Genomic DNA, 26,298 nt, shown 5'->3' with positions numbered 1-26,298 from the left:
CCATGAGCCTTCGCACGGACCGCAGAAGCGTCCTGACCGGCCTTGGCGCGCTGGGCCTGATCGGCTGTTCGCGCGCTGAACCCGAGGCCCCCGCGCAACAGCCCGCCTCGGGCCCAGAAGCTTTCGACCTGTCGGTGCTCGAACGCGAGAACGGCGGCCGCCTCGGTTTTGTCGCTCACGACATCGGCTCGGGCCGGCGCCTCGCCTGGCGTGGCGACGAGCGGTTCGTCTATTGCTCGACCTTCAAGATGTACCTCGCCGCCGCCACCTTCCTGAGGGTGCAGGCGGGCGAGGAGCGGCTCGACCGGATGATCCCGGTCACCGCGGCCGACATGGTCAACAATGCGCCGGTGACGGAGCCCGCGATCGGCGGAACGCTCAGCGTCGAGGCCCTGATGAAGGGCACGGTCGAGGTCAGCGACAACCCCGCGGCCAACCTGCTGCTCAAGGCCCTCGGCGGACTGGACGTCATGCAGGCCTTCTACCGCTCGCTCGGCGACGACAGCACGACCGCGAACCGCTTCGAACCGACGATGAACCGGCTCGACGGCGACAAGGACACCATCACCCCGTTGCACTCGGCGGCCAATCTGAAGCGGCTGCTGGTCGACGCCGATACGCCGCTGTCGGCCGGTCACAAGGCGATGCTGCTGCGCTGGATGACGGACACGCCGACCGGTCAGGCCCGGATCAAGGCGGGTCTCCCGACTGGCTGGACCGTGGCGCACAAGACCGGCACCGGCGGCTACGGTCCGACCAACGACATCGGCGTCCTCTATCCACCGACCGGCGCACCGGTGATCGTCGCCGCCTATTATCATGCCTCGACCGCTGAGCCCGTCGCCCGCAATGAGGCGGTCATCGCCGCGGCGACCCGTCAGGCCCTCGCCGCCCTCGGCCGCGCATGACCGACATCCCCTCCGCCACCATGATGAAGGACGGCATGGCGCGGCCCACCGGGCGCGACGTCATGGGCTGGGTGGCGCGCGGCGAGGTGGCCATGGCCATCGGCGTGATCGGCGTCATCCTGCTGCTGATCCTGCCGATCCCGGCCTTCCTGATGGACATGCTGCTGGCGCTGTCGCTCGTGTCCAGCGTGCTGATCCTGATGACCGCGGTGATGATGAAGCGGCCGCTGGACTTCGCCATCTTCCCGACCGTCCTGCTGGTCTCGACCCTGTTCCGGCTCGGTCTCAACCTGGCCTCGACCCGGCTGGTGCTGAGCCACGGGCACGAGGGCTCCGACGGCGCCGGTCAGGTGATCCAGGCCTTCGGCAGCCTGATGATGGGCGGCAGCTTCATCATCGGCATCATCATCTTCGCCATCATCCTGGTGGTGAATTTCGTCGTCATCACCAAGGGCTCGACCCGTATCGCCGAGGTCTCGGCCCGCTTCACGCTCGATTCCATGCCGGGCAAGCAGATGGCGATCGACGCCGACCTGTCGTCGGGCCTGATCAACGAGGATCAGGCCAAGCTGCGCCGCAAGGAGCTTGAGCAGGAATCGACCTTCTTCGGCGCCATGGACGGCGCCTCGAAATTCGTGCGCGGCGACGCGGTCGCCGGCCTGATCATCGTCTTCATCAACGCCATCGGCGGCATGCTGATCGGCGTCATCCAGCACCAGCTGCCCATCGGCGAGGCGGCCAATTCCTATGTCGCCCTGACCATCGGCGACGGTCTGGTGACCCAAGTCCCGGCCATCATCATCTCCATCGCCGCCGGTTTCCTGGTGTCCAAGGCGGGCGTCGAGGGCTCGGCGGACAAGGCGCTGGTCGCCCAGCTGGCCACCAATCCCGTCAGCCTCGGCGTCGTGTCGGGAGCCGCCGCCCTGATCGGCCTGATCCCCGGAATGCCGATCCTGCCCTTCGCGGCCCTCGCCATCGGCACGGGTTTCATGGCCTGGCGGCTGGGCCGTCAGCGGCTCAAGCCCAAGCCCACCGAGGCCGAACTGGCCGCCACCGCCTCCAGCCCCAAGGAAGACGTCGAGGAGCCCATCGGCACCGCCCTGACCATCGACGAGGTCAAGATCGAGCTGGGCTATTCGCTGCTGTCGCTGATCAACGATCTGGAGGGTCGCCGCCTGACCGATCAGGTCCGGGCCCTGCGTCGCTCGCTGGCGCAGGAGTACGGCTTCGTCATGCCGTCGGTCCGCATCCTCGACAACATGCGCCTCGGCACCCAGGGCTACGCCATCCGGATCAAGGAGATGGAGGCCGGCTCGGGCGAGGTGCGCCTTGGCTCGCTGATGGCCATGGACCCCGCCGGGCGTCAGGTCGAACTGCCCGGCGAGCACACCAAGGAGCCCGCCTTCGGCTTGCCCGCCACCTGGATCGACGAGAGCCTGCGCGAGGAGGCCACCTTCCGCGGCTACACCATCGTCGATCCGTCGACGGTGCTGACCACCCATCTGACCGAGATCCTCAAGGAGAACATGGCCGAGCTGCTCTCCTACGCCGAGGTGCAGAAGCTGCTGCGGGAGCTGGGGCCGGAAGAGAAGAAGCTGGTCGACGAGCTGATCCCGTCGGTCGTCACCGTCACCACCCTGCAGCGCGTGCTGCAGTCGCTGCTGCGCGAGAAGGTGTCGATCCGCGATCTGGGCGCCATTCTCGAGGGGCTCGCGGAGGCCGCGCCGCACACCTCGTCGGTCACCATCCTGGTCGAGCACGTCCGCGCCCGTCTGGCCCGTCAGCTGTGCTGGCAGCACAAGGGCGACGACGGGGCCCTGCCGATCGTCACCCTGTCGCCGGACTGGGAGCAGGCCTTCGCCGAGGCGCTGGTGGGGCAGGGCGAGGACAAGCAGCTGGCCATGGCCCCCTCACGCCTGCAGGACTTCATCCGCGCCGTCCGCGACGTCTTCGAACGCGCGGCCATGGCCGGCGAGACGGCGGTTCTGCTGACTGGCCCGCAGGTCCGGCCCTACGTTCGCTCGATCATCGAACGCTTCCGCGGCCAGACCGTCGTCATGAGCCAGAACGAGGTCCACCCCAAGGCGCGCCTGCGCACCATCGGGACTGTATGAGGAAGAGCCGGGGGCGGAGCTACTGCTCCGTCCATCCCCCCGCCGACGCCGCGCGGGCCGCGTCGTTGGCCGGGCGGGCGACCAGTCCGGACTGGGTGATCCAGACCTCGTAGCGGGCCCCGTCGGCCATCGGCATATAGGCGCCGCCGCCGTAGAGGGTGTCGACCGCGTCGACATACTGGCGATACTTCCGCGCGGTGTCCCAGGCGCTGACCCGCCACGGCATCCACTCGGGTCCGGCCTCGTCGCCGCCGCTCAGCGGATGCACGCTGCGGGCGCCGTTGATTTCCTGCTCGATGGAGCGATAGCGGCCCGACAGCCGGTCAAGCCGGTATTGCGTGTTCAGCCCCAGCACATTGGCCCACGGCTTCCACTTCAGAACCTGGGCCTCGATGCGCCATTCGTCGCCGTGCAACGGATAGAGATTGCTGAGCGCGGGTGCGTTCTCGCCGCGCGCCGGCTGCATCACCGTGGCCTCGAAATACTGCGGCCCCAGCTGACGCGTCTCGATCGTCGCCACCGGTCGCTCATAGGTCAGGCGGGCGTAGGTCTGGATATCCATCCCCAGCAGGGCGGCGATCATGGCCACGGCGAGGAAGCCGGCCCCGCCCACTCCGCCCAGCAGTCCGCTGAACACCCGGCCCCGGAACAGGGCGCCGAGTCCCCTGAACAGCAGCACCAGCCCGATCAGTCCGACCAGCGCCGGCGCGATCCACCACCACCAAACCATGTCGTCGCTCCCAACCCCTGCCGGACACCTTTACCGTAAATGCGCGGAAGCGGCGCGGTTTCCCTCCGGACGCGACTGGACAGGCCCAAACGCGCCGCTAATGCTCGCGCCCGATGTTTTCGGCCCTGCGTCCCTCATTGCCCGCCCTGATCCGGTTCGCGCGGACGCCCAGCATCGGGCGGTCGATCGTCAGCCTGCTCGCCGGGGCGATCCTGCTGCTGCTGGCGGTCAACATCGCCACCTTCGTGATGATCCAGCGCACGGCGGCCTTCAACGATCAGGTCGAGCGGTCGCAGCAGGTCCGGCGCGCCGCCCGCACCCTGCTGATCTCGATGATCGACGCCGAGACAGGCCAGCGCGGCTATCTGCTGACCGGCCGCCAGGACTTCCTCGAGCCCTACACCCGCGCCGAAACAGCCGCGCCCGTGCAGATGGAGGCGCTGGAGGAACTCGCCGCCGGCGACCCCGAACTACGCCCGCATGTGGAGAGCATGGTCGAGCGGGGGCGGGACAAGCTCGCCGAGCTGGAGCGCGTCTCCGCCCTCGCCCGCACCGGCCGCAACGGCGAGGCGCTGCGGCTCGTCCAGACCGGGCAGGGCAAGGCTCTGATGGACCGGATTCGCGCCGACGTGGCCGCGATCGACGAGATAGAGAACGTCCGGCTCGAATCGCGCACCCTGCAGTCCGAGCGCGGCTCCCGCCTGACCCTCTGGGCCAACGCTTTCGCCGGATTGCTCATCGTCCTGCTGGCCGGGATCATGATCTGGCTGGTCCGGCGCTACGTCGAGGAAATCCAGACCGCCCGCGACACCCTCGACCGCCTCAACGCCGGGCTGGAAAGCCAGGTCCGCGAGCGCACCGCCCAGCTGACCCGCGCCAACGACGAGATCCAGCGCTTCGCCTATATCGTCAGCCACGACCTGCGCGCCCCGCTGGTCAACATCATGGGCTACACCTCCGAACTGGAGCAGGCCGGTCAGGTGCTGGACCGGCAACTGGCGCGGATCGAGACAGACGCGCCCAAGGCCCTCGACGCCGAGGCCGCCACCGCGGTGCGCGAGGACGTGCCTGAGGCCATCGGCTTCATCCGCGCCTCGACCGGCAAGATGGACCGGCTGATCAACGCCATCCTCAAGCTGTCGCGCGAGGGCCGCCGCGCCCTCCTGCCGGAACTGCTCGACATGACCGCCATGGCCCAGGGCATTGCCGACAGCGTGCGTCACCAGACGGGCGAGGCGGGCGCCGAGATCGTGGTCGAGCCGCTGCCACGACTTGAGAGCGACCGGCTGTCGATGGAGCAGGTGTTCGGCAATCTGATCGACAACGCCGTCAAATACCTCGACCTCGCGCGGCCCGGCCGCATCGTCGTCTCAGGCGAGGATGAGCCCGGCGGCTGGGTCGTCTACCGCATCGCTGACAACGGTCGCGGCGTCTCGCCCCGCGACCACGAGCGCATCTTCGAACTGTTCCGCCGCTCGGGCAAACAGGACCGCCCCGGCGAAGGCCTCGGCCTCGCCTTCGTCCGCAACAGCGTGCGCCGCCTCGGCGGCGAGATCACCGTCGAGTCCGAACTGGGCAAGGGCTCGACTTTCGTGCTGAAATTCCCCACACGCCTGACCCTCGAAGAGTCTGGAGAGGCCGCATGAGCAACCCGGTCAAGATCGTCATGGTCGAGGACGACCACGGCCACGCACGGCTGATCGAGAAGAACATCCGGCGCGCCAACATCTCCAACGACATCGTCCATTTCGACGACGGCGGCACGGCGCTCGACTACCTGTTCAGCGAGGAGGTCCGCATGAACGGGCCGATGCTGATCCTGCTCGACCTCAACCTGCCGGACATGTCGGGCACCGACATCCTGGCGCGGGTCAAGGGCGACGAACGCCTGCGCCGCGCCCCGGTCGTGGTGCTGACCACCACCGACGACAAGGTCGAGATCCAGCGCTGCTACGACCTCGGCTGCAACGTCTACATCACCAAGCCGGTGGACTACGAAAGCTTCGCCGGCGCGATCCGCCAGCTGGGCCTGTTCCTGTCGGTGATGCAGGCTCCGGATATCGATTGACCGCTTTGAGCGACACCGGCCAGGTCATACGCCTGCTCTACATCGACGATGATCGCGGCCTGTCGCGCCTCGTCGAGAAGGAGCTGGGCCGCCACGGCTACGCCGTCACCTGCGCGCCCGACGGCGACGCGGGGCTCGAGATCCTGAGCGCGCGCGCCGGCGACTTCGATGTCGTCGCCCTCGACCACTACATGCCCGGCCGCGAAGGGCTGGACGTCCTGCCCGACATCATCGCCCTCGAGACCCCGCCGCCGGTGGTCTATGTCACCGGGGCGCAGGAAGGCCGCATCGCCGTGGCCGCTCTCCGCGCCGGCGCCGCCGACTACGTCATCAAGGACGTGTCCGAGGACTTCACCGCCCTGCTGCGCAACGCCCTGCAGGACGCCGTCACCCGGCGCCGCCTGCAGCGCGAGAACGAGGAGGCGCAGGAGCAGGTTCGCCTCGCCCGCGACCGCGCCGAGGCCATGCTGCGCGAGGTCAATCACCGCGTCGGCAACTCCCTGCAACTGGTCTCCAGTTTCATGTCGCTGCAGCTGCGCGACCTCGCCGACGACGGCGCCAAGGCCGCGCTCAGGGAGGCCCAGGCCCGGATCGAGGCCGTGGCCCACGTCCACCGCCGCCTCTACACCTCTGACGACATGAGCGTCGTGGCCATGGACGAATACCTCGACGGCCTGATCGCGGAACTGAACAAGTCGCTGGCCCCCGGCGAAGGCTCTCCGACCCTGACCCTGCAGGCCGAACCGCTGGCCGTCTCAACAGATCAGGCCGTGTCGCTGGGCGTCATCGTCACCGAACTGGTCACCAACGCCGTCAAATACGCCTATGGCCCCGGTCAGGCCGGCGAGATCCGCGTCATCCTCCAGCGCGATCCGGAGAACGGTCGCGCCCTTCTGACGGTCGAGGACGACGGCCCCGGCATCGGCGACGGCAAGCCCAAGGGCACCGGCCTCGGCGGCAAGATCATCTCGGCCATGGCGTCCGGCCTGCGCTCGGTCGTTGACATCGACCCGGCGCACCAGGGCGTCCGCGCCCGTCTCGCCTTCGATCTGTGATCGCGATGCGTCCGCCTCCACCCATGCTCCAGTTCGGCGACCGTGACCCGGCCCTCGATTATCTGCAGCGCCCGACGGCGTTCGGCCTCGTCTTCCATGACAGCCGGCTGGCCTGCGTTCGCGTCGACCGCGGCGACGCCAGCTATTACGACCTGCCGGGCGGCGCCATCGATGGCGACGAGACGGAGGAACAGGCGCTGGTCCGCGAGTTCGTCGAGGAGACGGGCATGGCCGTTCGCCCCTTCGTCCGCCTCGCTGAGGCCGCTCAATATTTCCGCAAGTCCGACGGCGCGCCGGTCAACAACATCGCGGGCTTCTGGATCGCGGAACAGCTGTCGCTGGACCCAAAGGCCAAGGTCGAAGCCGACCACGAACTGGTCTGGCTACACCCCCACACGGCCCTCAACGAACTCCGCCACGACGCCCACGCCTGGGCCGTCGCGGTCTGGCTGAGGCGTCACGGCTAGCTGAACCATACGGAACGCCGGGGCCCGCGATCCGCTCTCTATGTCGACATCTGGTCATAGCGGCCAAGTCGTTCAGGAGAGTTTCAATGCCCGATCATGATCGCGTCGAAGGCGCCGCCAAGAACCTCGGCGGAAACATCAAGGAAGCGGCCGGCAAGGTCACCGGCGACGAGAAGCTGAAAGCCGAAGGCCGCGCCGACCAGGCGGAAGGCAAGATCCAGAACGCCGTCGGCGGTTTGAAAGACACCATCCGCGACAACCGCAACTAGGTTCGCTTCACCGACCGTGACGCCGTCCGCATCGCGGACGGCGTTCGCGTGTCCGGTCTAGTCGTTCCCGCCTAGTCGGAAGGTCAGGCCTTCCTCGGCCGGCTTGGAGCCGTCAGCGGGACGGCATTCCTCCGTCCAGGCCACGCCGCCCTGCGGCTGCGCCCGGGGCCGGGTTTCGCAGGCGCGCTCCACAAGCTGGGTAGCGGCGGGCCCCGACCGGCTCGGCGCGCCACACTGCAGGGCATAGCGGTCGCCCGCCGCCGCCTGCCGGCACTGGTCGGCCGCGTTCGCCGTCGCCAGACCCGCGGGCAGGGCGTCGCCGAGATTGGCGGCCAGCGCCGCCCGCACCCGCGCCTGACAGGCCTCCATGCTCTCATTCGCTGCCCGCAACAGCGGACTGCATTCGGAACGCTCGTAGCCATAGGGATCGGCCCGCGCCCAGTCGGGAATGGCTGGTGCATCGGCAGGCGCAGAGACCGCAACAGGCTCTGTCGGCGGCGGACCCTGCCACACCACCTGCCCGGCGGCGGCCTGCTGAAGGAGAAGGGCGGCGACGGCGGCGGCGAGCATGGCAAACCTCCTGAACGGATGAGCCGAACCTAGCCTATTTGGCGAGCGCCCGCATCGCCTTCTCCAGTCCGGCCAGCGTCAGCGGATACATCCGCTCGTCGACCAGTTCGCGGATCATCCCGACCGAGGCCGAATAGCTCCAGTACCGCTCCTGCGACGGGTTCAGCCACGCGACCTTGTCCCATTGCTGTGTGGCCCGCTTCAGCCAGACGGCGCCGGCCTCCTCGTTCCAGTGCTCGACCGAGCCGCCGGGCATGGTCACCTCATAGGGGCTCATGGTAGCGTCGCCGACGAAGATGGCGCGCCAGTCCGCCGGGCATTTGTGCAGCAGCTCCCAGGTCGGGATCTTCTCCGAATGCCGACGCCGGTTGTCCTTCCACACCCCCTCGTAGAGGCAGTTGTGGAAGTAGAAGAATTCCAGATGTTTGAACTCGGTCTTGGCCGCCGAGAACAGCTCCTCGCACATCTTCACATGGGCATCCATCGAGCCGCCGATGTCGAGGAACAGCAGCACCTTGATGGTGTTGCGCCGCTCGGGCCGCATGTGGATGTCGAGCCAGCCCTGACGCGCGGTCCCGTCGATGGTCGCGTCCATGTCCAGCTCGTCGGGCATGCCCTGCCGCGCGAACCGGCGGAGCCGGCGCAGCGCCACCTTGATGTTGCGCGTGCCCAGCTCGACCTGATCGTCGAGGTTCCGGTATTCGCGCTTCTCCCAGACCTTGACCGCGCGGCCCTGCCGCCCCGGCCCGCCGATGCGGACGCCTTCGGGATTGTAGCCGCCGTGCCCGAACGGGCTCGTCCCTCCGGTGCCGATCCACTTGTTCCCGCCCTGATGCCGCCCCTGCTGCTCCTCGAGCCGCTGCTTCAGCGTCTCCATAAGCTTGTCGAACCCGCCGAGCGCCTCGATCTGCGCCTTCTCCTCGTCGGTCAGGTATTTCTCTGTCAGCAGCTTCAGCCAGTCCTCGGGGATGTCGGCGGTCAGATCCTCGCCCGCGCCGACCGTCTCCACGCCGGCGAACACCTTGCCGAACACCTGGTCGAAGCGGTCGTAATGCTTCTCGTCCTTGACCAGCACCGCCCGCGACAGGTGGTAGAAGTCCTCAACCTTTCCTCCGGCGACATCCTTGTCCATGGCCTCCATCAGATGGAGCCATTCCTTCATCGACACGGGCACTTTCGCGTCGCGCAGGGCGGTGAAGAAGGGGAGGAGCATGGGGCGACCCTATCAGGCCTTTTCCAGCAGCCCAATCAGCTGTTCCGCATCCGCCGGCGCGGCGCTTTTGATGTCGTTGTCGAAATAGACGAAGACCTCCCGGTCCCTGCGCCACCCCCGGATCGCTTCCGCCCATTCCCTCAGAGCCGCCTCGCCGTAGCGGCCGTGGTAGTGCCCGCCCGGACCATGACCGCGCAGATAGATGAAGTCCGCCGTCGTCTCCCACGGAGCCGGCGCATCGTGATGATCCGAGATGCACAGCGCGACGTTCCGCCTGCGCAGCCTCTCCAGCACCCCGTCTGCGTACCAGCCGGGGTGCCGGAACTCGACGCTGTAGCGGTAGCCCTCAGGCAGCGCATCGAGGAAAGTCTGCAGCCGTTCGTCGTTGCGATGCAGGTTCGGCGGCAGCTGGAACAGGATCGGCCCGATCTTGTCGCCCAACCCGGCGAGCATCCCGAACATTCGGGCCAGCGGCTCGACCGGATCCTTCAGCTTCTTGTTGTGGGTCAGGAAGCGCGAGGCCTTCCAGGCGAACAGGAAGTCGTCCGGCGTCTGGTCCCGCCACGCCGCGACGGCTTGCTCGGTCGGCATCCGGTAGAAGCTGGCGTTGATCTCCAGCGTCCGGAACCGGCGCGAAATATACTCCAGCCGCCCCGCCGCCTTGACCTCTTCCGGATAGAACGGCCCGTTCCAGTCCTTGTAGGCCCAGCCCGAGGTGCCGATCCGAACGTCGCGCATACGGCCCAAACGGGGGCGGGTGGGCAGCGTTCCCTGTCGAATAATCCGCCCATGATGCGGTATCGACGCCGAAATCAGGATGGACGAACCGGCCTCATCGATGCTCCCTTGGCGTGGCAAGGGGTGGGGTAATGATCGCCAGGTTCATAGTTGCGGGGCTGCTCGCGTTCGGTCTGCAGGGATTCACCGCGCAGGAGAGGCTGCCTTCTCCGACGCCCGAACAGATTGAACGGGCTCGGATACACGCCGATCAAATGATCGCTGCCTCTGATCGGCCCAACGCCTTCTCCAACGTCACCGACGGCCGGAGCGGGAGTGTTGTCCACATTCGCAGCAACCTGCTTTGCCTACTGGACCCGGATGACTCGCGGGCGTTCATCGAGCTGATGGACGAAGCCGACGATGTCGTCGGCTGCGGTACGAGCATCGACGAGCAGGAAATGTTCTCTCTCGCCTATCGGCTGCCGCGGCCGGCTACGATCCGCGAAATTCTTGATGGCTTCAGCCAGACCGTGGTCAGGGGCTATCCGGGGGCGACGCGAGAGACCTATTTTGCGAGGACTGGATTGGAAGGTCTCGAACCCGCGGAGGGAGCGCGCTTCAATGCGACCAAAGACGGTCGTGACGTTTCGTCCATCGTCATGGCGTCGCAACGGGACGGCTGGGCCTACATCACCGTGGTTTCGGGCCCAGCTCAGACGGCGGACATGCGTAGCTGGCAGATGACCATGGCTCAGATCCGGCACGTCCTGATTCAGGATCATATGCGGTCGCAAGCCCCATAAAACTGGCCGTCGTCTATCCCCGTCGCAGGATGAACTCGTCGTCCAGCCAGCGGCCGACCGGATACTGATACTCGCCGGCCTTTTCGAACCCGTAGGCCGCATACAGCTTCTGCGCCTTCAGGTTGCCGCTCCACACGCCGATCCACAGCGGGCCGTCCGAGTTCGCCGCCATCCACTCCAGCGACACGGCCAGCAGCTTGGTCCCGAGGCCGAGCCCCTGCGCCGACTTCGACACGTAGAGCCGCCGCAGTTCGGCATGGCTGGCCCGCGCCTCGGGGTGGGGCAGGGTGTTCGGCCCGGTGTTGGCGAAGGCCAGAAGCTCGCCGCCCCGGTCGGCCACCCACCAGGCCGCGCCGGGCTCCTTCAGCTTGGTGCGTATCGTCTCCGGATTGAAGCTGGCATCGAGGAAGACGCTCAGATCCTCCGCCGGATAGGGGATGGCGAAGCCCTCCGCCGCCACGAAGGTGTCGATGAAGGTCTGCCGTCCGAGGTCGGCGAGGGCCGCGGCGTCGGCGTCGGTGGCGGGGCGGATCAGGGGCTCGGTCATGACCGGCGCCTACAACCTCGATCCGGGCGCGACAAGTGCGGCGGAGGCGCATAATCTCGCACCGTGAGCGTCACCCTCTTCACCCATCCCGACATGATCGAGCACCGGCCCGGCGCCGGGCATCCGGAGCGGCCCGAGCGGCTGCAGGCCGTGCTCGACGCCCTCGACGACGCCGGCCTCTCCCGTGATCGCCGGGCCGCGACCGAAGCCGCCATCGCTGACCTCGAGCGGCTGCATCCCGTCGACTACGTCGCCCGCCTTCTGAACGCCTCCCCGCCTGAGGGCCTCAACGCGCTGGACGCCGACACCGTCCTGTCGCCCGGCAGCATCCGCGCAGCCCGACTCTCGGCCGGAGCGGTGGTCGACGCGGTGCGCGCCGTGGCCCGGGGCGAGACCGCCCGCGCCTTCGCCGCCGTCCGCCCGCCCGGCCACCACGCCGAGCCGGACCGGGCCATGGGCTTCTGTCTGTTCTCCAACGTCGCTGTCGCCGCCCGCGTCGCCCAGTCCGGGGGCATGGCCCGCGTGGCCGTCATCGACTTCGACGTCCACCACGGCAACGGCACCCAGGCAGCGTTCGAGGCCCATGACAGCCTGTTCCTTGGCTCGATCCACCAGATGCCGCTCTATCCGGGCACGGGCGCGGCGTCCGATACCGGGGTCGGCAATATCGTCAACGTGCCGGTGCCGCCGCATGCCGCCCGCGAGGCGTGGCGCGCCACCTTCTCTGGCGGCCTGATGCCGGCGCTCGAGGCGTTCCGTCCGGACCTGATCCTGATCTCCGCTGGCTTCGACGCCCACCGCCGCGATCCGCTGGCCCATCAGAGCCTCGAGGCCGCGGATTTCGCCTGGGCCACCCGCGCCGTGGTCGAGGTCGCGCGATCGTGCTGCGCCGGCAAGGTTGTTTCCTCGCTCGAGGGCGGCTACGACCTTGAAGGGCTCGGTCGTTCGGCGGCCGCCCATGTCCAGGCTTTGGGGGAGGACTAGGGGCCGGAACGCAAAATGCTTTCCCGCCCGCCGCTTATGTCAGCTCCCGCCCGAGAACCCACCACCGATCAGCCGGCCCCGGCGCCCGTTCAGCGCGCGGCGGCCCTCGTCTCCGTCCGCCCCGGCGCCATCATCCTCGCCCGTCACGGCGAGCCCGCCTTGTCGCGCAAATGCCTGCTGACCTCAGACCAGTATCGCGACTGGTGGGCGAAGTATGAGGTCGGCGGCCTGCGCGCCGGCCAGACCCCGCCGCCCGAGCTGCTGGCCACCGCCGAGGGCGCCGGCGCGATCTACGCCTCGACCCGTCCCCGGGCGCAGGAAACCGCCGCCGCCATCGCCGCCGGGCGCGAGGTCATGTCGGACGCCCTGTTCATCGAGGCGCCCCTGCCGCCGCCGCGCTTCCCCTCGTGGTTCAAGCTGCCGCCCAAATACTGGGGCGCCGTGGCCCGGGTCTGGTGGCACGCCTTCAACCATCACGAGGGGCAGGAGACCCGCCGCGAGGCCGAGGTCCGCTCCGAAAAAGCCGCCCAGGCCCTGATCGCCCGCGCCGAAGCCGGTCAGGACGTGCTGGTCCTCGCCCACGGCTATTTCAACCACATGGTCGGCAAGCGGCTGAAAGCCGACGGCTGGAAGCTGGTCCACAACCAAGGCTTCAAGTACTGGTCCCAGCGCCGCTACGAGCGCCGCTGAAGCCGGAAAACGGCCCACCCCGACCCCCAGCTTGATCCTTGTCGTTGAAGCCTCGCGTTCGCCCCTCTAGGGTCGCCGCCGATGACCGACAGCACCGCCCTTTCCCCTGAACTCAGCTTCGAGGAGGCCCTTCAGCGCCTCGAGCAGATCGTCTCCCGCCTCGAGTCCGGCCAGGCCCCGCTCGAGGAATCGATCGCCCTCTACGAGGAGGGCGCGCGCCTCAAGGCCCATTGCGAGGACCGGCTCAAGGCCGCCCAGCTGCGCGTCGAGAAGATCGTCGTCGGCGCCGACGGTCAGGCGAAGGGCGTCGAACCGGCCGGGTTCGACTGATGTCCGGCCCCGCCCCTGAGGGCGTTGCGCCGACCATCAGCTTCGACGACTTCCTCAAGGTCGACATCCGCGTCGGTCAGGTGGTCTCTGCCGAGGCCTTCCCGCAGGCCCGCAAGCCCGCGTTCAAGCTCGCCATCGACTTCGGGCCCGACATCGGCGTCAAGAAGTCCTCGGCCCAGATCACCGTCCACTACACGCCGGACCAGCTGGTCGGCCGCAAGGTCGCCGCCGTGGTCAACTTCCCGCCGCGCCAGATCGGCCCCTTCATGTCCGAGGTCCTGACCCTCGGCTTCCCCGACGCCGCGGGCGAGGTCGTCCTCGTGGGCGTCGACCGCGAGGTTCCCGTGGGCGGGAGGCTGTTCTGAACCTTCTGGCCGCCAACTCGCCGGAGCAGGGCGTCATCGACCGCGTGGCCGAGACCGCCGACCTCGTCACGGTCGCGCTGGACGAGCTTCTGCCGCGGGCCGACGGCCCCGAGTCCCGCCTGACCGAGGCCATGCGCTATGCGGCGTTGGGCCCCGGCAAGCGGCTGCGCCCCTTCTTCGCCCTCGAGGCCGCCAATCTGTTCGACATTGAGGAGCGGCCCGTGCTTCGCGCCGCCTGCGCCCTCGAATGCGTCCACGCCTACAGTCTGGTCCACGACGACCTGCCCTGCATGGACGACGACGACATGCGCCGCGGCCGCCCGACGGTTCACCGGGCCTATGACGAGGCCACCGCCGTACTCGCCGGCGACGCCTTGCAGACCGCCGCCTTCGACATCCTGCTGCACCCCGACACCCACGAGAATCCGGCCGTCCGCTGCGAGCTCGCCGCCCGGCTGTCGCTGGCGTCCGGCGCGCGCGGCATGGCCGGCGGCCAGATGATCGACCTGCTCGGCGTCCGCGACGACCTCGGCGGCGTCGCCCGCATGCAGCGGCTCAAGACCGGCGCTCTGTTCACCTACGCCTTCGAGATTCCCCTGATCATCGCCGACGCCCGCGAGGCGCACCGCCAGGCCCTGATCAGCTTCGCCCACGATATCGGCCTAGCCTACCAGATCGTCGACGACCTGCTCGACGTCGAGGGCGACGAGGACATCCTCGGCAAGGCGGCGGGCAAGGACGCGGGTCAGGGCAAGACCAATTTCGTCACCCTGCTGGGCGTCGAAGCGGCGCGGCACAGGGTCGCGCACCTCGCCGATCAGGCCCGCGCCCACCTCGACCCGTTCGGTTCCGACGCCGAAATCCTCAAGGCCAGCGTGGACTTCGTGCTAAAACGCCGATCCTGAATCGCAGCGCCCATCTGCACCGCTTCTGAACCGCTTTTCGACGCCGGATCGACCCGCCGGGCAGCGAAATGGTCTAGAGCGGGTTAGAACGACAGTCATCCAAGGTCGCCGAATGCCCGACACGCCGTTGCTCGACATGGTCAAGGTCCCCGCCGATACGCGCGGCCTCGACATTCCGCAGTTGAAGCAGCTGGCCGATGAAGTGCGGGCCGAGACCATCGACGCCGTCTCCGTTACGGGCGGCCACCTCGGCGCCGGCCTCGGCGTGGTCGAGCTGACCGTCGCCCTGCACCATGTGTTCGAGACGCCGAAGGACATCCTGATCTGGGACGTCGGCCATCAGTGCTATCCGCACAAAATCCTGACCGGCCGCCGCGACCGCATCCGCACGCTGCGCCAGCCAGGCGGCCTGTCGGGCTTCACCAAGCGCAGCGAGAGCGAATACGACCCGTTCGGCGCCGCCCACGCCTCGACCTCGATCAGCGCCGCCCTGGGCTTCGCCGCCGCGCGCGACCAGAAGGGCGAGAGCAACCGCGTCGTGGCTGTCATCGGCGACGGCTCCATGTCCGCGGGCATGGCCTATGAGGCCATGAACAATGCGGCCGAGACGACCAACGGCCAGCTGATGGTCATCCTCAACGACAACGATATGTCGATCGCCCCGCCGGTCGGCGGCATGAGCGCCTATCTGGCCAAACAGGTCTCGGGCGGCGCCTACCGGAATTTCCGCCGCTTCGGGAAGTCGGTCGCCGAACACCTGCCGCGTCCGTTCCGCAACGCCGCGCGCAAGGCCGAGGAATACGCCCGCGGCATGATCGTCGGCGGCACCTTCTTCGAGGAGCTGGGCTTCTACTACGTCGGTCCGGTCGACGGGCACGACATGGACAACCTCGTCCCCATCCTGAAGAACGCCGCCGCCATCACCGATCGCCCGGTGGTCGTCCATGTCGTGACCCAGAAGGGCAAGGGCTACGCCCCGGCCGAATCCAGCGCCGACAAGCTGCACGCCGTGGCCAAGTTCGACGTCGTCTCGGGCAAGCAGAACAAGTCCGTTTCCAACGCCCCCAGCTACACCAAGGTGTTCGGCACCGAGCTGATCAAGCGGGCCGAGCGCGACCCCTCCATCGTGGCCATCACCGCCGCCATGCCGTCGGGCACCGGCCTGGACCTGTTCGGACAGGCCTTCCCCGAGCGGATGTACGACGTCGGCATCGCCGAACAGCACGCCGTCACCTTCGCCGCCGGTCTGGCCGCCGACGGCATGAAGCCGGTCTGCGCCATCTATTCGACCTTCCTCCAGCGCGGCTACGATCAGGTGGTGCACGACGTCGCCATCCAGAAGCTGCCGGTCCGTTTCGCCATGGACCGCGCCGGTCTGGTCGGAGCCGACGGCGCCACCCACGCCGGCTCCTTCGACATCGGCTACATGGGCGCCCTGCCGGGCATGGTGCTGATGGCCGCGGCGGACGAGGCCGACCTCGCCGCCATGATCGCCACCAGCCTCGAGATCGACGACCGCCCCTCGGCGTTCCGCTATCCGCGCGGCGACGGCGTCGGCGTCGAAATTCCCGAGCTTGCGGCTCCGCTGGAGATCGGCAAGGGCCGCATCGTCCGCGAGGGCACGACCGTCGCCATCCTTTCGCTGGGCACCCGCCTGCAGGAATCGCTCAAGGCCGCCGACGCCCTGGCCGCCCGCGGCGTCTCCGCCACCGTGGCCGACGCCCGCTTCGCCAAGCCGCTGGACGAGGCGATGATCCTCCGCCTCGCCCGCGAGCACGAATGCCTGATCACGGTGGAGGAGGGGGCCATGGGCGGTTTCGGCGCCTTCGTGCTGCAGCTGCTGGCGGAAAAGGGCGCGCTCGATGCCCGCCTGAAGATCCGCACCCTGCACCTGCCGGACATCTTCCAGGACCAGGCCGATCCCGTCGCCATGTACGATCAGGCCGGCCTTAACGCCTCCCACATCGCCGCCGCCGCCCTGCAGGCGCTGGGGGTCGAAGGCGCTCGCGCGGTCCGCGCCTGACGCCGGCCGACGCCTCTGTCGGCAACCGGACTCCTCCCGCCCCGTTCTGTCCCCGACAGGCAAAGGTGGGAGTACCGACTGTGAGATTTCAATTCTTGGTCGCCGCGGCTGCGGCGGCCCTTGTCTGCAGTGGCTGCGCCACGCGTCCCGCGCCTTCCGCTACGATGGTGGCTCGGGATGGCGACGCGTCCCTGACCTGCCGCCAGATCGCCGACGAGGCGGCCACGCTGAGCGAGCGCATGGGGGGCACCCCGACCGGCGGCGCCCTCGGCGGCGTGGCCCGCGCCGGAGCCTCGGCCCTGATCCCCGGCGCTGGACTGGTCATGGCCGGCGTCGACGCCCTGAAGGCGCCCGAACGCGCCCAGCGCGAGGCTGACGAAAACCGCTGGCACTACCTCAACGGCATCTACACCGCGCGCCGGTGCCTGCAGGGCGGTCAGTAGCCACCAGCGCCTTCCTTCTCCCTCGGAGGGGAGAAGGATGCTGACGCCACTGTGCTCCCAACGCGGACCTCGGACGCCGCCAACGCGCAGACTCATGCCCCGAATCCGCGTCGTCGCCAGCGACCGTTCGCCACGCCCGCGAAAGCGGGAAAGAAACGTGCTGGAAATCAACGATCTAAAGCCGTTCTGCACCGCCTTGACCTGCGGGGGTCCCGCCTATAGGTTCCGCGCCGAATTCAGACCCCCTCCGACGTCCGCGTCGGAGTGCTGAGGCCGCCCATGTCAACCGATCCGGAATCGCGCGAAGAGGCGATCAAACGCCTCACCGAAAGCGCATCCGCGATGGAGGCGCGCAACGCCCGCCAGATCTCTCACGAGGCGGCGGGGCAGGCGGCGGCGGGGCAGGCGTGGCGGATCATCGCCGACCTGTTCGGCGGCGTGTTCGTCGGACTGGCGCTCGGGTTCATCGTGGACCGGTTCGCCGGGACGGGACCCTGGGGTCTGATCGGCGGCGTCCTTCTGGGCTTCGCCGTCTCGGTATTCATGGCCTGGCGGACGGCGCAACGCCTGATGGCCCAGGCGAAGGCAAGCGGGGTGGAGCCGACGTCGGTTCCCTTCGACGACGACGAAGAAGACTAGGGACCAAGGGCTCGATGGCCGATCCGCTACACCAGTTCCAGATCCAGCCGCTGACCCCCGAGGTCGTGGTCGACGTGCCGCTCATCGGGCAGCAGACGATCGCCTTCACCAATTCGCATCTGGCGATGACCGTCGCCTTCGGCATGGTCGTGCTGTTCCTGACGCTGGTCACCGCGGGCGCCAAGGTCGTCCCGGGCCGCATGCAGGCGGCGGGCGAGACCCTGTTCGGCATGATCGACGGGCTTGTCGACTCGATCATAGGTCACGACGGCCGCAAGCTGTTCCCGTTCGTGTTCACGATCTTCCTGTTCATCCTGGCGATGAATTTCCTCGGCCTGTTCCTGAGCTTCACGGCCACGTCGCAGATCGCCGTCACCGCCACCTTCGGCGTCATCACCATCCTGATGGTGCTGGCCATCGGCTTCATCAAGCACGGGGTGAAGTTCTTCACCCTGTTCGTGCCGTCGGGCGTGCCGTGGCCGGTGCTGCCGTTCGTGGTGATCATCGAGTTCGTCTCCTTCCTGCTGCGGCCGGTCACCCTCACCCTTCGTCTGTTCGGCAACATGATGGGCGGCCACGTCGCCCTGAAGGTGTTCGCCGGCTTCGCCGTCATCGCCGTCGGCGGCGCCATCGGCTGGCTCGGCGTCCCGGTCTTCATCCTGTCGCTCGGGATGACGGTCGGTCTGACCGCGCTGGAGTTCCTCGTGGCCTTCCTGCAGGCCTTCGTCTTCGCTGTTCTGACCACGATCTATCTGAACGACGTGGTCAACCTGGGCCACGGCCACTAAGGCCCGGACCAGTTTCGTCTACAACCAACCAACCCCAGACTAGGACTAGAGAACCATGGAAGCAGAAGCCGCCAAGCTCATCGGCGCCGGCCTCGCGATGACCGGCATGATCGGCGCCGGTATCGGCGTCGGCAACATCTTCGGCTCGTTCCTGACGGGCGCCCTGCGCAACCCGTCGGCCGCCGGCTCGCAAATCGGCAACCTGTTCGTGGGCGCGGCTCTGGCCGAAGCCCTGGGCATCCTGTCGTTCGTGCTCGGCATCCTGCTGTACTCGGCCTGATTTCGTCCTTCGACGCGGCGCGGCCTGCCTTCCGGCGGGACCGCGCCTTCGTCGGCTGACGGATCGACCGTAGCTCAACGACCAGGCGACAGATGACCACTGCCCACCCGACCGTTCAGACGCCCGACGCCCCGCACCCGGTGGCGATCGAGGACACGCACGCCACGACTGCGGCCGCCCATGGCGGCGAGCACGAATCCGGCGGCCTGCCGCAGTTCGAGTTCCAGCACTGGTTCGGTCAGATCGTCTATCTGATCTTCCTGTTCGCCATCCTCTATTTCCTGATCGCCAAGGTCTTCGCCCCGCGCCTGCGCCGGGTCTTCGACGAGCGCGAGCAGACCATCTCCGGCGCCATCGCCACCGCCCGTCAGGTCCAGGCCGAGGCCGCCGGCCAGGCTGAAGCCGCCAAGGCCGAGGTCGAGGCCGCCCGCGCCTCCTCGCGCGCCACGGCCGCCGCGGCCAAGGCTCGCGTCACGGACGAGGCCAATGCCCGCGCCGCCGCCGAGGAAGCCGTCGTCGCCGCCCGCATCGCCGAGGCCGAAGCCGCCATCGGCAAGACCCGCGACGCCGCCATGACCAATGTCTCGGCCATCGCCGCCGACACCGCCTCGGCCATCGTCGAGCGCCTGACCGGCAAGGCGCCGACCGCCGCCGAGGCCGCCGCCGCCGTCAAGGGAGCTGCCTGACATGAACATGTTCTTCGAAGAAGGCTTCTTCCGCCTCGACAGCGCCGAGCTGTGGGTGCTGGTCGGCCTGGTCCTCTTCCTCGCCATCTGCCTGTTCACCGGCGCCTTCAAGATGGTCGGCGGCGCGCTGGACGCGAAGGCCGCCAAGATCCAGTCCGAGCTCGACGAGGCCGCCCGTCTGCGCGCCGAGGCCGAGGCCCTGCTGGCCCAGATCCGCGCCGAGAAGGCCGAGGCCGAGGCCCAGGCCGCCGAGATGCTGAAGTCCGCCGAGGCCGACGCGCGCGTCATGGAAGCCGAGGCCAAGGCCAAGCTGGAAGAGACGCTCAAGCGTCGCCAGGAACTGGCCGAGCGCCGCATCGCCCAGGCCGAGGCCCAGGCCTCCGCCGAGGTAAAGGCGGCCGCTGCCGATCTTGCCGCCCGCGCCGCCGAACAGATCCTGACCGCCCGCGTGGCCGGCCAGACCTCTGACCCGCTACTCGACGCCGCCATCGCCCAGATCGGCACGCGGCTGAACTAGCCGGAACGTCAGGCCTGACAGAACAAACCCCCGTCGGGCGACCGGCGGGGGTTTTTCGTTCTAGTGCGCCGTGGCGCTGCCCAGAGGCACGCGGAGCCGCTTGTCGCGGGCCACGAGCCGTCCGTAGACGTTGCCGAGCACGATCCCGAAGATGGCGTGGCTGGCGATCATCCACGCCAGCGAACCGAAGCCCGCCCGCATGAAGAACATGCCAGCGCCGCCGATTGGCGCGATCACCAGTCCCATCAGGATGAAGGCCCCGACGGCGAACAGAATGCCCTTCGACTCGGGCGTATCCGTCGGCAGCCGTGGGCACAGGACGCCGAACAGCGCGCCGAGCCCAATGCCGGCCACGACGTGTGCGGCCCAGCCGACGGCGGGCGTATCCGGACTTTTCAGAATGATGGCGAGAAGCTGGGGGAAAGCGACGGCCCAGTGGCCCACCGTCATATTGATCGCCTCAATGACCGAGACGACGGCCGTGGCCGCGAGACCGGCGACCAGACCCTTTTGTACGCGTGACATCATGACCTCAGCGCCTCCCAACGCCTGTTCTGGTTCTGATAACGCGTGGAGAAGGATACGCCTTTTCCAGAGAGCGGCGTTCACATTGCCGCGACTGGCCTAGCGGGAGGCGGCGACCGGGGTCTCGTCCTCGACCCGTATCCGCCAGGCCCCGTCCACCCGGACAAATTGGCCATGATAGGCGATGGTGCGGCCGACGCCGTCCGACGGAGTCCAGACGAAGCGGCCGGTCACGGTGACCGCGTCAGGGCCAGTCGGAATGTAGGCGAGGCCCTGCCACTCGAACGCCTGCGGGGCCTGCCACGCGTCCGAGCGATAGATGTCGGCGATTTCGCCGGGGTCGAGGTGTTCGCCCCGCCCGGCGCTGACCATCCAGGCCCCGGCCGGGTCGTAGCGGGCGATCATGGCCTCGCGGTCGCCGGCGCGAATGCTTTCCGCATAGGCTTCCATAAAGGCCGGGAGATCCGCCGCGGGCTCGCCCCACGCCGCCGCCGGAGCCGTCTGCGCGGCTGCCGGATGGGCCGCCGCCAGAACGATCGCCAGAACCGCCGGGACGATGGCCCGCATCCGCCTACTCCGCCGCTATATTGGACCCCTCAGGCGCGGTCCAGCGCAGCACAGGCTGCCGCGCCGCCCGCGTTTCGTCCAGCCGCTTCATCGGCGCGTGGAAAGGCGCGCCCTTGAACCGGTCGACGTCGCCCGCCTTCGCCGCGCCGGCCAGCGCCCGCATCGCCTCGATGAAGCGGTCCAGCTCCTGCTTCGACTCCGTCTCGGTCGGCTCGATCAGCATGGCGCCATGGACGACCAGCGGGAAATACATGGTCATCGGGTGGAAGCCCTCGTCGATCATCGCCTTGGCGAAGTCGAGCGTGGTCACGTCGGTGCCCTTCAGCCACTCGTCATCGAACAGGGCCTCGTGCATGCAGGGGCCGTCGGGGAAGGCCGGGCTCATCAGGTCCGACAGCCGGGCCTTGATGTAGTTGGCGTTCAGCACCGCGTCCTCGGCGACCTGACGCAGCCCGTCCGAGCCGTGGCTCATCATGTAGCTCAGCGCCCGGACGTACATGCCCATCTGGCCCTGGAAGGCGCACAGCCGGCCGAACGCCTGCTCCGCCTCGGCTTCCTCGCGCTCGACCAGCTTGAAACCGTCGCCGTCCGAAACCACCCACGGCGCCGGGGCGAAGGCGGCCAGCGCCTCCGACAGCACCACCGGACCCGCGCCCGGCCCGCCGCCGCCGTGCGGTGTCGAGAAGGTCTTGTGCAGATTGATGTGCATGGCGTCGACGCCCAGATCGCCCGGCCGCACCCGCCCCACGATGGCGTTGAAGTTGGCCCCGTCGCAGTAGAAATACGCCCCGGCCTCGTGCGTCAGCCGGCTGATCTCGAGGATGTCCCGCTCGAACAGGCCGCAGGTGTTCGGATTGGTCACCATGATGGCGGCCACGTCCGGCCCCAGCTTCGACGCCAGATCGGCCACGTCGACACGCCCGTCGTCCGTCTGCGCCACCTCGACCACGGTGTAGCCGACAAAGGCGGCCGTCGCCGGGTTGGTCCCGTGGGCCGAAGTAGGCACCAGCACCTTGCGGCGCTGCTCGTGCTCGCCCTTGGCCTCATGCGCCGCGCGGATGGCCATCAGGCCGCACAACTCGCCATGCGCGCCCGCCTTGGGCGACAGGGCGACCGCCGGCATACCGGTCAGCGTCTTCAGCCAGTGGGCCAGCTGGTCCATCAGCTCCAGCGCGCCCTGCACCGTCGACTGCGGCTGCAGCGGGTGGATGTCCGAGAACCCGGGCAGGCGCGCCATTTTCTCGTTCAGGCGCGGGTTGTGCTTCATCGTGCACGAGCCCAGCGGATAGATGGCCAGGTCGATGGCGTGGTTCTTTTGGCTCAGCCGCACATAGTGGCGCATCGTCTCGGGCTCGCTCAGCCCCGGCAGGCCGATCGGATCGCGCCGCACCAGATCGCCCAGATCGCTCCCGTCCGTCTTCGGCTCCGGCAGGTCGACTCCGGTCTTGCCCCAACCGTCGCTCTCGAAGATCAGGTGCTCGTCCTGCAGCAGGCCGCGGCCGCCGGTCAGGGTGGCGGGTTTGGTCTCGACCTGGTTCGGCGTGGTCGGACGGCCGACCGTGTTCATCGTGCTCATTACAGAACCTCCGCCAGGGCGGTCTTCAGGGCGGCGATGTGTGCCGCGGTCGTGGTTTCGGTCGCGGCGACCAGCAGGACATCGTCCATGCCGGCTCCGGGGGCGAGGCGGCCGTAGGGCACGCCGGCCAGCACGCCCTTGGCGGCCAGCGCATCCACCACCTCGGTGGCGTTCTTCGGCAGCCGCACCGCGAACTCGTTGAAGAAGCGCGGCGTCAGCACCTCGACCCCCGGGATCGACGCCACCGCATCGCGCGTCGTCAGCGCCGTCTCATGGTTCAGCAGCGCCATCCGCCGCAGCCCCGTCTCGCCCAGCAGGCTCATGTGGATGGTGAAGGCCAGGGTGCACAGGCCCGAGTTGGTGCAGATGTTCGACGTCGCCTTGTCCCGGCGGATGTGCTGCTCGCGCGTCGACAGGGTCAGGACGAAGCCGCGCGTCCCGTCCGCGTCCACCGTCTCGCCCGTCAGCCGGCCCGGCATCTGGCGGATCAGCTTCTCGCGGCAGGCGAACAGGCCGACGTACGGTCCGCCGAAGTTCAGCGCATTGCCGATCGACTGGCCCTCGGCGGCGACGATGTCGGCCCCCATCTCGCCCGGCGACTTGAGCAGGCCCATCGACACCGCCTCGGTCACCACGACGATAAGCAGGGCCCCGGCAGCATGGGCGGCTTCCGCGATCTTCGTCACGTCGGTCGCCGTGCCGAACACGTTAGGCGTCTGAACGACCACGCAGGCGGTGTCAGGTCCGATCTGCTCGATCACCGCCGCCTCGGCGTCCACCGCCGCCGGCAGCACCTGGGTCTCGACGCCCACGGCGTGCACCACCGTCTCGGTCGAGGCGACATAGTGCGGATGCACCCCGCCCGAGATCACCGCCTTGTTGCGGCGGGTCACGCGGGTGGCCATCAGCACGCCCTCGGCCATCGCTGTCGAGCCGTCATAGAGGCTGGCGTTCGCCACCGGCATGCCGGTCAGGTTCGCCACCTGCGTCTGGAACTCGTACAGATACTGCAGCGTGCCCTGCGCGATTTCCGGCTGATAGGGCGTGTAGCTGGTCAGGAACTCCGACCGCTGGATCACATGGTCCACCGTCGCCGGCACATGGTGGCGATAGGCCCCCGCGCCGCAGAAGAACGGCACGGACCCGGCCGCCGTGTTCCGCCCCGCCAGCGCGCCGAGCGCCCGCTCGACCTGCAGCTCGCCGGCCACGCGGGGCAGGTCCACGAAGCCCTCGCGCCGCGCCGCCTGCGGCACGTCCACGAACAGATCGTCGATCGACTTGGCCCCGATCGCCGCCAGCATGGCGGATCGGTCGTCGGGCGTCAGGGGGAGGTAACGCATGTCAGTTTCCGGTCTGGGGAGGACGGGTCTGGGAAGTACGGGGGCCGACGAAGACGATCCAGGCGAAGCCGATCGCGAAGGCGGCGTAGCAGGCGAAGACCACCCAGAGCGCCGGCGAGGAACCGGCGAGGGCGGCGCGTCCGAGAGCGAAGCTCCCGACCACGAAAAGCACGATGTTGGCCAGGCCCACCGGGCGTCCGTAGATGCCCCCGAACACGGCTTCGCGCGAATACCAGTTCAGCAGTCCCACGCCGACCAGGGCCCCCGCCAGAAGTTGCACGGGCAGGGCGCTGGCGCCCTCGATCCCCAACGCCGCGGCGGCCTCGACCGGCGCGAAATTCAGCGCGAGGCCGAGCGCGACCAGGAATGCGGCGCTGCCGGTCAGCAAGGCCTTGCTCATGACAGGTCTCCCGACCGGGCCGCGATGATCAAAGGGTCGTCAGATACTGGTCGTAGGCGGCGCGATCCATCAGGGCTTCGACCTGCGAGGCGTCCGACACGCGGATCTTGGCGAACCAGCCTTCGCCTTCCGGATCGGCGTTGACGGTCTCGGGGGCCGAGGCCAGGGCGGCGTTGCCCTCGACCACTTCACCGGCGACCGGCGCATAGACGTCCGAAGCCGCCTTGACGCTCTCGACCACGGCGAAGCTGTCGCCCTTGGAGACGGTCTTGCCGGCGTCCGGCGTCTCGACGAACACCACGTCGCCCAGCGCGTCGGCGGCATGCTTGCTGATGCCGACGGTGGCCACGTCGCCCTCGAGGCGAACCCACTCGTGATCCTTGGTGAAATGCATCGGTCTGTCTCCGAAAGGCTCAGACGGCCTTGGGTTTGCGGTAGTAGCGTTGGGCGACGAACGGCGTGGCGACGACCTCGGCGGCGGCGGGCTTGCCGCGAACGATGACCTTCAGCTCGGCGCCCAGCTCGGCGAATTTCGGCGGCACATAGCCCATGGCGATGTTGCGGCCCAGCGTCGGGGAGGGGCCGCCCGAGGTCACCGCGCCGATGACGTTGCCGTCCATGTCGGCGATCTCGGCGCCTTCCCGGGCCGGAGCGCCTTCCTTGACGCTGAGACCGACGCGGACCCGCGACGGACCGTCGGCCAGCTCCTTCAGGATGCGGTCGGCCCCGTTGAAGTCCGCGCGCTCCTTGCGCGACTTCGACAGGGCGAAGGTCAGCGCGCCCTCGACCGGCGACGTCGTCGCATCGATGTCGTGGCCGTGCAGCGGCAGGCCGGCTTCCAGCCGCAGGCTGTCGCGGGCGCCGAGGCCGATCGGCTTGACCCGCGCGTCCTCCAGCAGCGTGTTCCAGATGCGCTCGGCCTGATCGGCCGGCACGGAAATCTCGTAACCGTCCTCGCCGGTGTAGCCCGAGCGCGAGACGTAGCAATCGACCCCGAACAGCACCAGGCGGGCGCAGTCCATGAAGCCGAACTCGCCCAGCACCGGCTCGTGCTGCGCCATCACCTCGGCCGCCTCGGGCCCCTGAATGGCGATCAGCGCGCGGTCGGCGAGAACGGTCAGTTTCGCGTCGCCCCTCAGATTGGCTTCCAGGAAGGCGAAGTCCGCGTCCTTGTTGCCCGCATTGACCACCACATAGAGGCCGTCGTGGTCGGGCTTGCCCGCCATCAGGTCGTCCATGATCCCGCCCTCGGCGTTCAGCAGCAGGCTGTATTTCTGCTTGCCGGCCTTCAGGATCGAATAGTCGCCGGGCACGAACCGCTCGAACTGGGCGATGGCGTCGGCGCCGGTGATCTTGCACTGGCCCATGTGCGACACGTCGAACAGGCCGGCGTGTTCGCGCGTCCAGCGGTGCTCGGCCAGCACGCCTTCGTACTGCACCGGCATGTCGTAGCCGCTGAAGCCGACCATGCGCGCGCCCAGCGCGCGGTGGGCGGCGTTGAGGGGCGTGGTCTTCAGGGTCTCGTCGGTCATGATCAGACTTTCACGGTCGCGTATTGAAGCGGATGGCTCCGCCGTCCTCGCGCCCCCGCTGTCCTGAAGCCTGAGAGATTCCGGCGCCCTGAATGAGGCCGCCTTGCTCCGTCGGCGCGCTCTGAAGAGCGACTTTCCAGCGTCCGTATGTCCTCGCGGTCCGTTTGCCTGAGCGTTTCCGGGGCGGTTGCGCCTTCGGCTCCGGGCCCGCCGAAACGGCCCCGATCTCTCCCGCGAGAGCGCC

General features: G+C 68.6%; 32 protein-coding genes and 2 riboswitches. Of the genes, 20 read left to right on the top strand and 12 right to left on the bottom strand.

The features are described from left to right. Positions 1 to 2 precede the first annotated feature (2 nt). A complete protein-coding gene (gene bla, locus GGQ87_RS01915; RefSeq protein WP_168045027.1) occupies positions 3 to 908 on the top strand; it encodes a class A beta-lactamase in 906 nt (301 codons plus the stop codon). 20 nt (positions 909 to 928) lie between these two features. Beyond that, positions 929 to 3,022: a flagellar biosynthesis protein FlhA gene (gene flhA, locus GGQ87_RS01910; protein ID WP_425339274.1), complete on the top strand. Its 2,094-nt coding sequence runs from the start codon at positions 929 to 931 to the stop codon at positions 3,020 to 3,022. A gap of 19 nt (positions 3,023 to 3,041) precedes the next feature. Here flhA and GGQ87_RS01905 read toward each other — a convergent pair whose 3' ends face one another. Continuing rightward, positions 3,042 to 3,752, bottom strand: a complete 711-nt coding sequence (locus GGQ87_RS01905) for a hypothetical protein (RefSeq protein ID WP_168045025.1) — start codon at positions 3,750 to 3,752, stop codon at positions 3,042 to 3,044. Between the two features lie 137 nt (positions 3,753 to 3,889). On the opposite strand from GGQ87_RS01905, the gene GGQ87_RS01900 reads away from it, so the two are divergent. From GGQ87_RS01900 to GGQ87_RS01880, 5 genes are all read left to right on the top strand, one after another. Next, positions 3,890 to 5,398, top strand: coding sequence for a sensor histidine kinase (locus tag GGQ87_RS01900; protein WP_245161396.1), 1,509 nt, complete (start codon positions 3,890 to 3,892; stop codon positions 5,396 to 5,398). Beyond that, positions 5,395 to 5,820: a response regulator gene (locus GGQ87_RS01895; RefSeq protein ID WP_168045023.1), complete on the top strand. Its 426-nt coding sequence runs from the start codon at positions 5,395 to 5,397 to the stop codon at positions 5,818 to 5,820. Before GGQ87_RS01900 ends, GGQ87_RS01895 begins: the two co-directional genes overlap by 4 nt. Next, on the top strand, positions 5,817 to 6,875 hold the full coding sequence (locus GGQ87_RS01890) for a sensor histidine kinase (protein ID WP_168045022.1): 1,059 nt from the start codon (positions 5,817 to 5,819) through the stop codon (positions 6,873 to 6,875). The genes GGQ87_RS01895 and GGQ87_RS01890 overlap by 4 nt, the downstream gene beginning before the upstream one ends. A gap of 5 nt (positions 6,876 to 6,880) precedes the next feature. Further along, on the top strand, positions 6,881 to 7,342 hold the full coding sequence (locus GGQ87_RS01885) for an NUDIX domain-containing protein (protein ID WP_245161395.1): 462 nt from the start codon (positions 6,881 to 6,883) through the stop codon (positions 7,340 to 7,342). Positions 7,343 to 7,428: 86 nt separating this feature from the next. Beyond that, complete coding sequence (locus GGQ87_RS01880) at positions 7,429 to 7,611, top strand: CsbD family protein (protein ID WP_168045021.1); 183 nt, start codon at positions 7,429 to 7,431, stop codon at positions 7,609 to 7,611. 57 nt (positions 7,612 to 7,668) lie between these two features. On the opposite strand, the gene GGQ87_RS01875 is transcribed toward GGQ87_RS01880, so the two are convergent. From GGQ87_RS01875 to GGQ87_RS01865, 3 genes are read right to left on the bottom strand one after another with little or no spacing between them, the layout of a single operon-like run. Beyond that, positions 7,669 to 8,181 (bottom strand): hypothetical protein, encoded by a 513-nt coding sequence (locus tag GGQ87_RS01875; protein ID WP_168045020.1) that lies wholly within the window; start codon positions 8,179 to 8,181, stop codon positions 7,669 to 7,671. A gap of 34 nt (positions 8,182 to 8,215) precedes the next feature. Next, positions 8,216 to 9,394 carry a vWA domain-containing protein gene (locus GGQ87_RS01870; RefSeq protein ID WP_168045019.1) on the bottom strand — a complete coding sequence of 393 codons (1,179 nt, stop codon included), beginning with the start codon at positions 9,392 to 9,394 and terminating at the stop codon, positions 8,216 to 8,218. A gap of 12 nt (positions 9,395 to 9,406) precedes the next feature. Beyond that, entirely contained in the window at positions 9,407 to 10,132 is a 726-nt protein-coding gene (locus GGQ87_RS01865) for a DUF72 domain-containing protein (protein ID WP_168045018.1), read from the bottom strand. A 131-nt stretch (positions 10,133 to 10,263) separates the two neighbouring features. Here GGQ87_RS01865 and GGQ87_RS01860 point away from each other — a divergent pair, with 131 nt between their 5' ends. Further along, positions 10,264 to 10,917: a hypothetical protein gene (locus tag GGQ87_RS01860; protein WP_168045017.1), complete on the top strand. Its 654-nt coding sequence runs from the start codon at positions 10,264 to 10,266 to the stop codon at positions 10,915 to 10,917. Between the two features lie 13 nt (positions 10,918 to 10,930). On the opposite strand, the gene GGQ87_RS01855 is transcribed toward GGQ87_RS01860, so the two are convergent. Continuing rightward, entirely contained in the window at positions 10,931 to 11,464 is a 534-nt protein-coding gene (locus GGQ87_RS01855; protein ID WP_168045016.1) for a GNAT family N-acetyltransferase, read from the bottom strand. Positions 11,465 to 11,527: 63 nt separating this feature from the next. Here GGQ87_RS01855 and GGQ87_RS01850 point away from each other — a divergent pair, with 63 nt between their 5' ends. From GGQ87_RS01850 to GGQ87_RS01795, 12 genes are all read left to right on the top strand, one after another. Continuing rightward, positions 11,528 to 12,448, top strand: coding sequence for an arginase family protein (locus tag GGQ87_RS01850; protein WP_168045015.1), 921 nt, complete (start codon positions 11,528 to 11,530; stop codon positions 12,446 to 12,448). Between the two features lie 36 nt (positions 12,449 to 12,484). Continuing rightward, the gene (locus tag GGQ87_RS01845; RefSeq protein ID WP_168045014.1) at positions 12,485 to 13,138 is read left to right on the top strand and encodes a histidine phosphatase family protein; all 654 of its coding nucleotides are present in this window, start codon (positions 12,485 to 12,487) and stop codon (positions 13,136 to 13,138) included. Between the two features lie 81 nt (positions 13,139 to 13,219). Beyond that, complete coding sequence (locus GGQ87_RS01840; RefSeq protein ID WP_168045013.1) at positions 13,220 to 13,468, top strand: exodeoxyribonuclease VII small subunit; 249 nt, start codon at positions 13,220 to 13,222, stop codon at positions 13,466 to 13,468. After that, positions 13,468 to 13,833: a tRNA-binding protein gene (locus GGQ87_RS01835; protein ID WP_168045012.1), complete on the top strand. Its 366-nt coding sequence runs from the start codon at positions 13,468 to 13,470 to the stop codon at positions 13,831 to 13,833. The genes GGQ87_RS01840 and GGQ87_RS01835 overlap by 1 nt, the downstream gene beginning before the upstream one ends. 35 nt (positions 13,834 to 13,868) lie before the next feature. After that, positions 13,869 to 14,738 (top strand): farnesyl diphosphate synthase, encoded by an 870-nt coding sequence (locus tag GGQ87_RS01830; RefSeq protein WP_168047226.1) that lies wholly within the window; start codon positions 13,869 to 13,871, stop codon positions 14,736 to 14,738. A gap of 112 nt (positions 14,739 to 14,850) precedes the next feature. Next, on the top strand, positions 14,851 to 16,761 hold the full coding sequence (gene dxs, locus GGQ87_RS01825) for a 1-deoxy-D-xylulose-5-phosphate synthase (protein ID WP_168045011.1): 1,911 nt from the start codon (positions 14,851 to 14,853) through the stop codon (positions 16,759 to 16,761). 80 nt (positions 16,762 to 16,841) lie between these two features. Then, entirely contained in the window at positions 16,842 to 17,204 is a 363-nt protein-coding gene (locus tag GGQ87_RS01820) for a hypothetical protein (RefSeq protein ID WP_168045010.1), read from the top strand. Between the two features lie 279 nt (positions 17,205 to 17,483). Beyond that, on the top strand, positions 17,484 to 17,843 hold the full coding sequence (locus GGQ87_RS01815; protein ID WP_168045009.1) for an AtpZ/AtpI family protein: 360 nt from the start codon (positions 17,484 to 17,486) through the stop codon (positions 17,841 to 17,843). A gap of 14 nt (positions 17,844 to 17,857) precedes the next feature. Then, positions 17,858 to 18,631 carry a F0F1 ATP synthase subunit A gene (locus GGQ87_RS01810; protein WP_168045008.1) on the top strand — a complete coding sequence of 258 codons (774 nt, stop codon included), beginning with the start codon at positions 17,858 to 17,860 and terminating at the stop codon, positions 18,629 to 18,631. Between the two features lie 55 nt (positions 18,632 to 18,686). Next, positions 18,687 to 18,911, top strand: coding sequence for a F0F1 ATP synthase subunit C (locus GGQ87_RS01805; RefSeq protein WP_168045007.1), 225 nt, complete (start codon positions 18,687 to 18,689; stop codon positions 18,909 to 18,911). A gap of 92 nt (positions 18,912 to 19,003) precedes the next feature. Then, on the top strand, positions 19,004 to 19,597 hold the full coding sequence (locus tag GGQ87_RS01800; RefSeq protein WP_168045006.1) for a F0F1 ATP synthase subunit B family protein: 594 nt from the start codon (positions 19,004 to 19,006) through the stop codon (positions 19,595 to 19,597). A 1-nt stretch (position 19,598) separates the two neighbouring features. After that, positions 19,599 to 20,114 (top strand): F0F1 ATP synthase subunit B, encoded by a 516-nt coding sequence (locus tag GGQ87_RS01795; protein WP_168045005.1) that lies wholly within the window; start codon positions 19,599 to 19,601, stop codon positions 20,112 to 20,114. A 60-nt stretch (positions 20,115 to 20,174) separates the two neighbouring features. Here the strand turns inward: GGQ87_RS01795 and GGQ87_RS01790 are convergent, their stop codons facing one another. The 7 genes from GGQ87_RS01790 to gcvT form a co-directional block, all read right to left on the bottom strand. Next, entirely contained in the window at positions 20,175 to 20,639 is a 465-nt protein-coding gene (locus GGQ87_RS01790) for a DUF6789 family protein (RefSeq protein WP_245161394.1), read from the bottom strand. 99 nt (positions 20,640 to 20,738) lie between these two features. After that, positions 20,739 to 21,206 carry a DUF4440 domain-containing protein gene (locus GGQ87_RS01785; RefSeq protein ID WP_168045004.1) on the bottom strand — a complete coding sequence of 156 codons (468 nt, stop codon included), beginning with the start codon at positions 21,204 to 21,206 and terminating at the stop codon, positions 20,739 to 20,741. A gap of 4 nt (positions 21,207 to 21,210) precedes the next feature. Beyond that, positions 21,211 to 22,782, bottom strand: a complete 1,572-nt coding sequence (gcvPB, locus tag GGQ87_RS01780) for an aminomethyl-transferring glycine dehydrogenase subunit GcvPB (RefSeq protein WP_168045003.1) — start codon at positions 22,780 to 22,782, stop codon at positions 21,211 to 21,213. Next, positions 22,782 to 24,122 (bottom strand): aminomethyl-transferring glycine dehydrogenase subunit GcvPA, encoded by a 1,341-nt coding sequence (gene gcvPA / locus GGQ87_RS01775; protein WP_168045002.1) that lies wholly within the window; start codon positions 24,120 to 24,122, stop codon positions 22,782 to 22,784. Before gcvPA ends, gcvPB begins: the two co-directional genes overlap by 1 nt. 1 nt (position 24,123) lies before the next feature. After that, the gene (locus tag GGQ87_RS01770; RefSeq protein ID WP_168045001.1) at positions 24,124 to 24,522 is read right to left on the bottom strand and encodes a hypothetical protein; all 399 of its coding nucleotides are present in this window, start codon (positions 24,520 to 24,522) and stop codon (positions 24,124 to 24,126) included. A gap of 28 nt (positions 24,523 to 24,550) precedes the next feature. Further along, a complete protein-coding gene (gene gcvH, locus GGQ87_RS01765) occupies positions 24,551 to 24,916 on the bottom strand; it encodes a glycine cleavage system protein GcvH (RefSeq protein ID WP_168045000.1) in 366 nt (121 codons plus the stop codon). Between the two features lie 19 nt (positions 24,917 to 24,935). Further along, positions 24,936 to 26,054 carry a glycine cleavage system aminomethyltransferase GcvT gene (gene gcvT / locus GGQ87_RS01760; RefSeq protein ID WP_168044999.1) on the bottom strand — a complete coding sequence of 373 codons (1,119 nt, stop codon included), beginning with the start codon at positions 26,052 to 26,054 and terminating at the stop codon, positions 24,936 to 24,938. A gap of 56 nt (positions 26,055 to 26,110) precedes the next feature. After that, a riboswitch (glycine riboswitch) is annotated at positions 26,111 to 26,196 on the bottom strand. A 4-nt stretch (positions 26,197 to 26,200) separates the two neighbouring features. Continuing rightward, a riboswitch (glycine riboswitch) is annotated at positions 26,201 to 26,298 on the bottom strand.

It is taken from the genome of Brevundimonas alba (assembly GCF_011927945.1).
Taxonomy (GTDB): Bacteria; Pseudomonadota; Alphaproteobacteria; order Caulobacterales; family Caulobacteraceae; genus Brevundimonas; species Brevundimonas alba.
Note: the sequence above shows the minus strand (reverse complement) of the source record. Positions and strands in the feature narration are given on the sequence as shown.

Excerpts from the sequence above, each read along its gene's own strand:
- bla (WP_168045027.1), top strand. The coding sequence starts at position 3 with ATGAGCCTTCGCACGGACCGCAGAAGCGTCCTGACCGGCCTTGGCGCG.
- flhA (WP_425339274.1), top strand. The coding sequence starts at position 929 with ATGATGAAGGACGGCATGGCGCGGCCCACCGGGCGCGACGTCATGGGC.
- GGQ87_RS01905 (WP_168045025.1), bottom strand. The coding sequence starts at position 3,752 with ATGGTTTGGTGGTGGTGGATCGCGCCGGCGCTGGTCGGACTGATCGGG.
- GGQ87_RS01895 (WP_168045023.1), top strand. The coding sequence starts at position 5,395 with ATGAGCAACCCGGTCAAGATCGTCATGGTCGAGGACGACCACGGCCAC.
- GGQ87_RS01885 (WP_245161395.1), top strand. The coding sequence starts at position 6,881 with ATGCGTCCGCCTCCACCCATGCTCCAGTTCGGCGACCGTGACCCGGCC.
- GGQ87_RS01880 (WP_168045021.1), top strand. The coding sequence starts at position 7,429 with ATGCCCGATCATGATCGCGTCGAAGGCGCCGCCAAGAACCTCGGCGGA.
- GGQ87_RS01875 (WP_168045020.1), bottom strand. The coding sequence starts at position 8,181 with ATGCTCGCCGCCGCCGTCGCCGCCCTTCTCCTTCAGCAGGCCGCCGCC.
- GGQ87_RS01870 (WP_168045019.1), bottom strand. The coding sequence starts at position 9,394 with ATGCTCCTCCCCTTCTTCACCGCCCTGCGCGACGCGAAAGTGCCCGTG.
- GGQ87_RS01865 (WP_168045018.1), bottom strand. The coding sequence starts at position 10,132 with ATGCGCGACGTTCGGATCGGCACCTCGGGCTGGGCCTACAAGGACTGG.
- GGQ87_RS01860 (WP_168045017.1), top strand. The coding sequence starts at position 10,264 with ATGATCGCCAGGTTCATAGTTGCGGGGCTGCTCGCGTTCGGTCTGCAG.
- GGQ87_RS01855 (WP_168045016.1), bottom strand. The coding sequence starts at position 11,464 with ATGACCGAGCCCCTGATCCGCCCCGCCACCGACGCCGACGCCGCGGCC.
- GGQ87_RS01845 (WP_168045014.1), top strand. The coding sequence starts at position 12,485 with ATGTCAGCTCCCGCCCGAGAACCCACCACCGATCAGCCGGCCCCGGCG.
- GGQ87_RS01840 (WP_168045013.1), top strand. The coding sequence starts at position 13,220 with ATGACCGACAGCACCGCCCTTTCCCCTGAACTCAGCTTCGAGGAGGCC.
- GGQ87_RS01835 (WP_168045012.1), top strand. The coding sequence starts at position 13,468 with ATGTCCGGCCCCGCCCCTGAGGGCGTTGCGCCGACCATCAGCTTCGAC.
- dxs (WP_168045011.1), top strand. The coding sequence starts at position 14,851 with ATGCCCGACACGCCGTTGCTCGACATGGTCAAGGTCCCCGCCGATACG.
- GGQ87_RS01815 (WP_168045009.1), top strand. The coding sequence starts at position 17,484 with ATGTCAACCGATCCGGAATCGCGCGAAGAGGCGATCAAACGCCTCACC.
- GGQ87_RS01810 (WP_168045008.1), top strand. The coding sequence starts at position 17,858 with ATGGCCGATCCGCTACACCAGTTCCAGATCCAGCCGCTGACCCCCGAG.
- GGQ87_RS01805 (WP_168045007.1), top strand. The coding sequence starts at position 18,687 with ATGGAAGCAGAAGCCGCCAAGCTCATCGGCGCCGGCCTCGCGATGACC.
- GGQ87_RS01800 (WP_168045006.1), top strand. The coding sequence starts at position 19,004 with ATGACCACTGCCCACCCGACCGTTCAGACGCCCGACGCCCCGCACCCG.
- GGQ87_RS01795 (WP_168045005.1), top strand. The coding sequence starts at position 19,599 with ATGAACATGTTCTTCGAAGAAGGCTTCTTCCGCCTCGACAGCGCCGAG.
- GGQ87_RS01790 (WP_245161394.1), bottom strand. The coding sequence starts at position 20,639 with ATGTCACGCGTACAAAAGGGTCTGGTCGCCGGTCTCGCGGCCACGGCC.
- GGQ87_RS01785 (WP_168045004.1), bottom strand. The coding sequence starts at position 21,206 with ATGCGGGCCATCGTCCCGGCGGTTCTGGCGATCGTTCTGGCGGCGGCC.
- gcvPB (WP_168045003.1), bottom strand. The coding sequence starts at position 22,782 with ATGAGCACGATGAACACGGTCGGCCGTCCGACCACGCCGAACCAGGTC.
- gcvPA (WP_168045002.1), bottom strand. The coding sequence starts at position 24,122 with ATGCGTTACCTCCCCCTGACGCCCGACGACCGATCCGCCATGCTGGCG.
- GGQ87_RS01770 (WP_168045001.1), bottom strand. The coding sequence starts at position 24,522 with ATGAGCAAGGCCTTGCTGACCGGCAGCGCCGCATTCCTGGTCGCGCTC.
- gcvH (WP_168045000.1), bottom strand. The coding sequence starts at position 24,916 with ATGCATTTCACCAAGGATCACGAGTGGGTTCGCCTCGAGGGCGACGTG.
- gcvT (WP_168044999.1), bottom strand. The coding sequence starts at position 26,054 with ATGACCGACGAGACCCTGAAGACCACGCCCCTCAACGCCGCCCACCGC.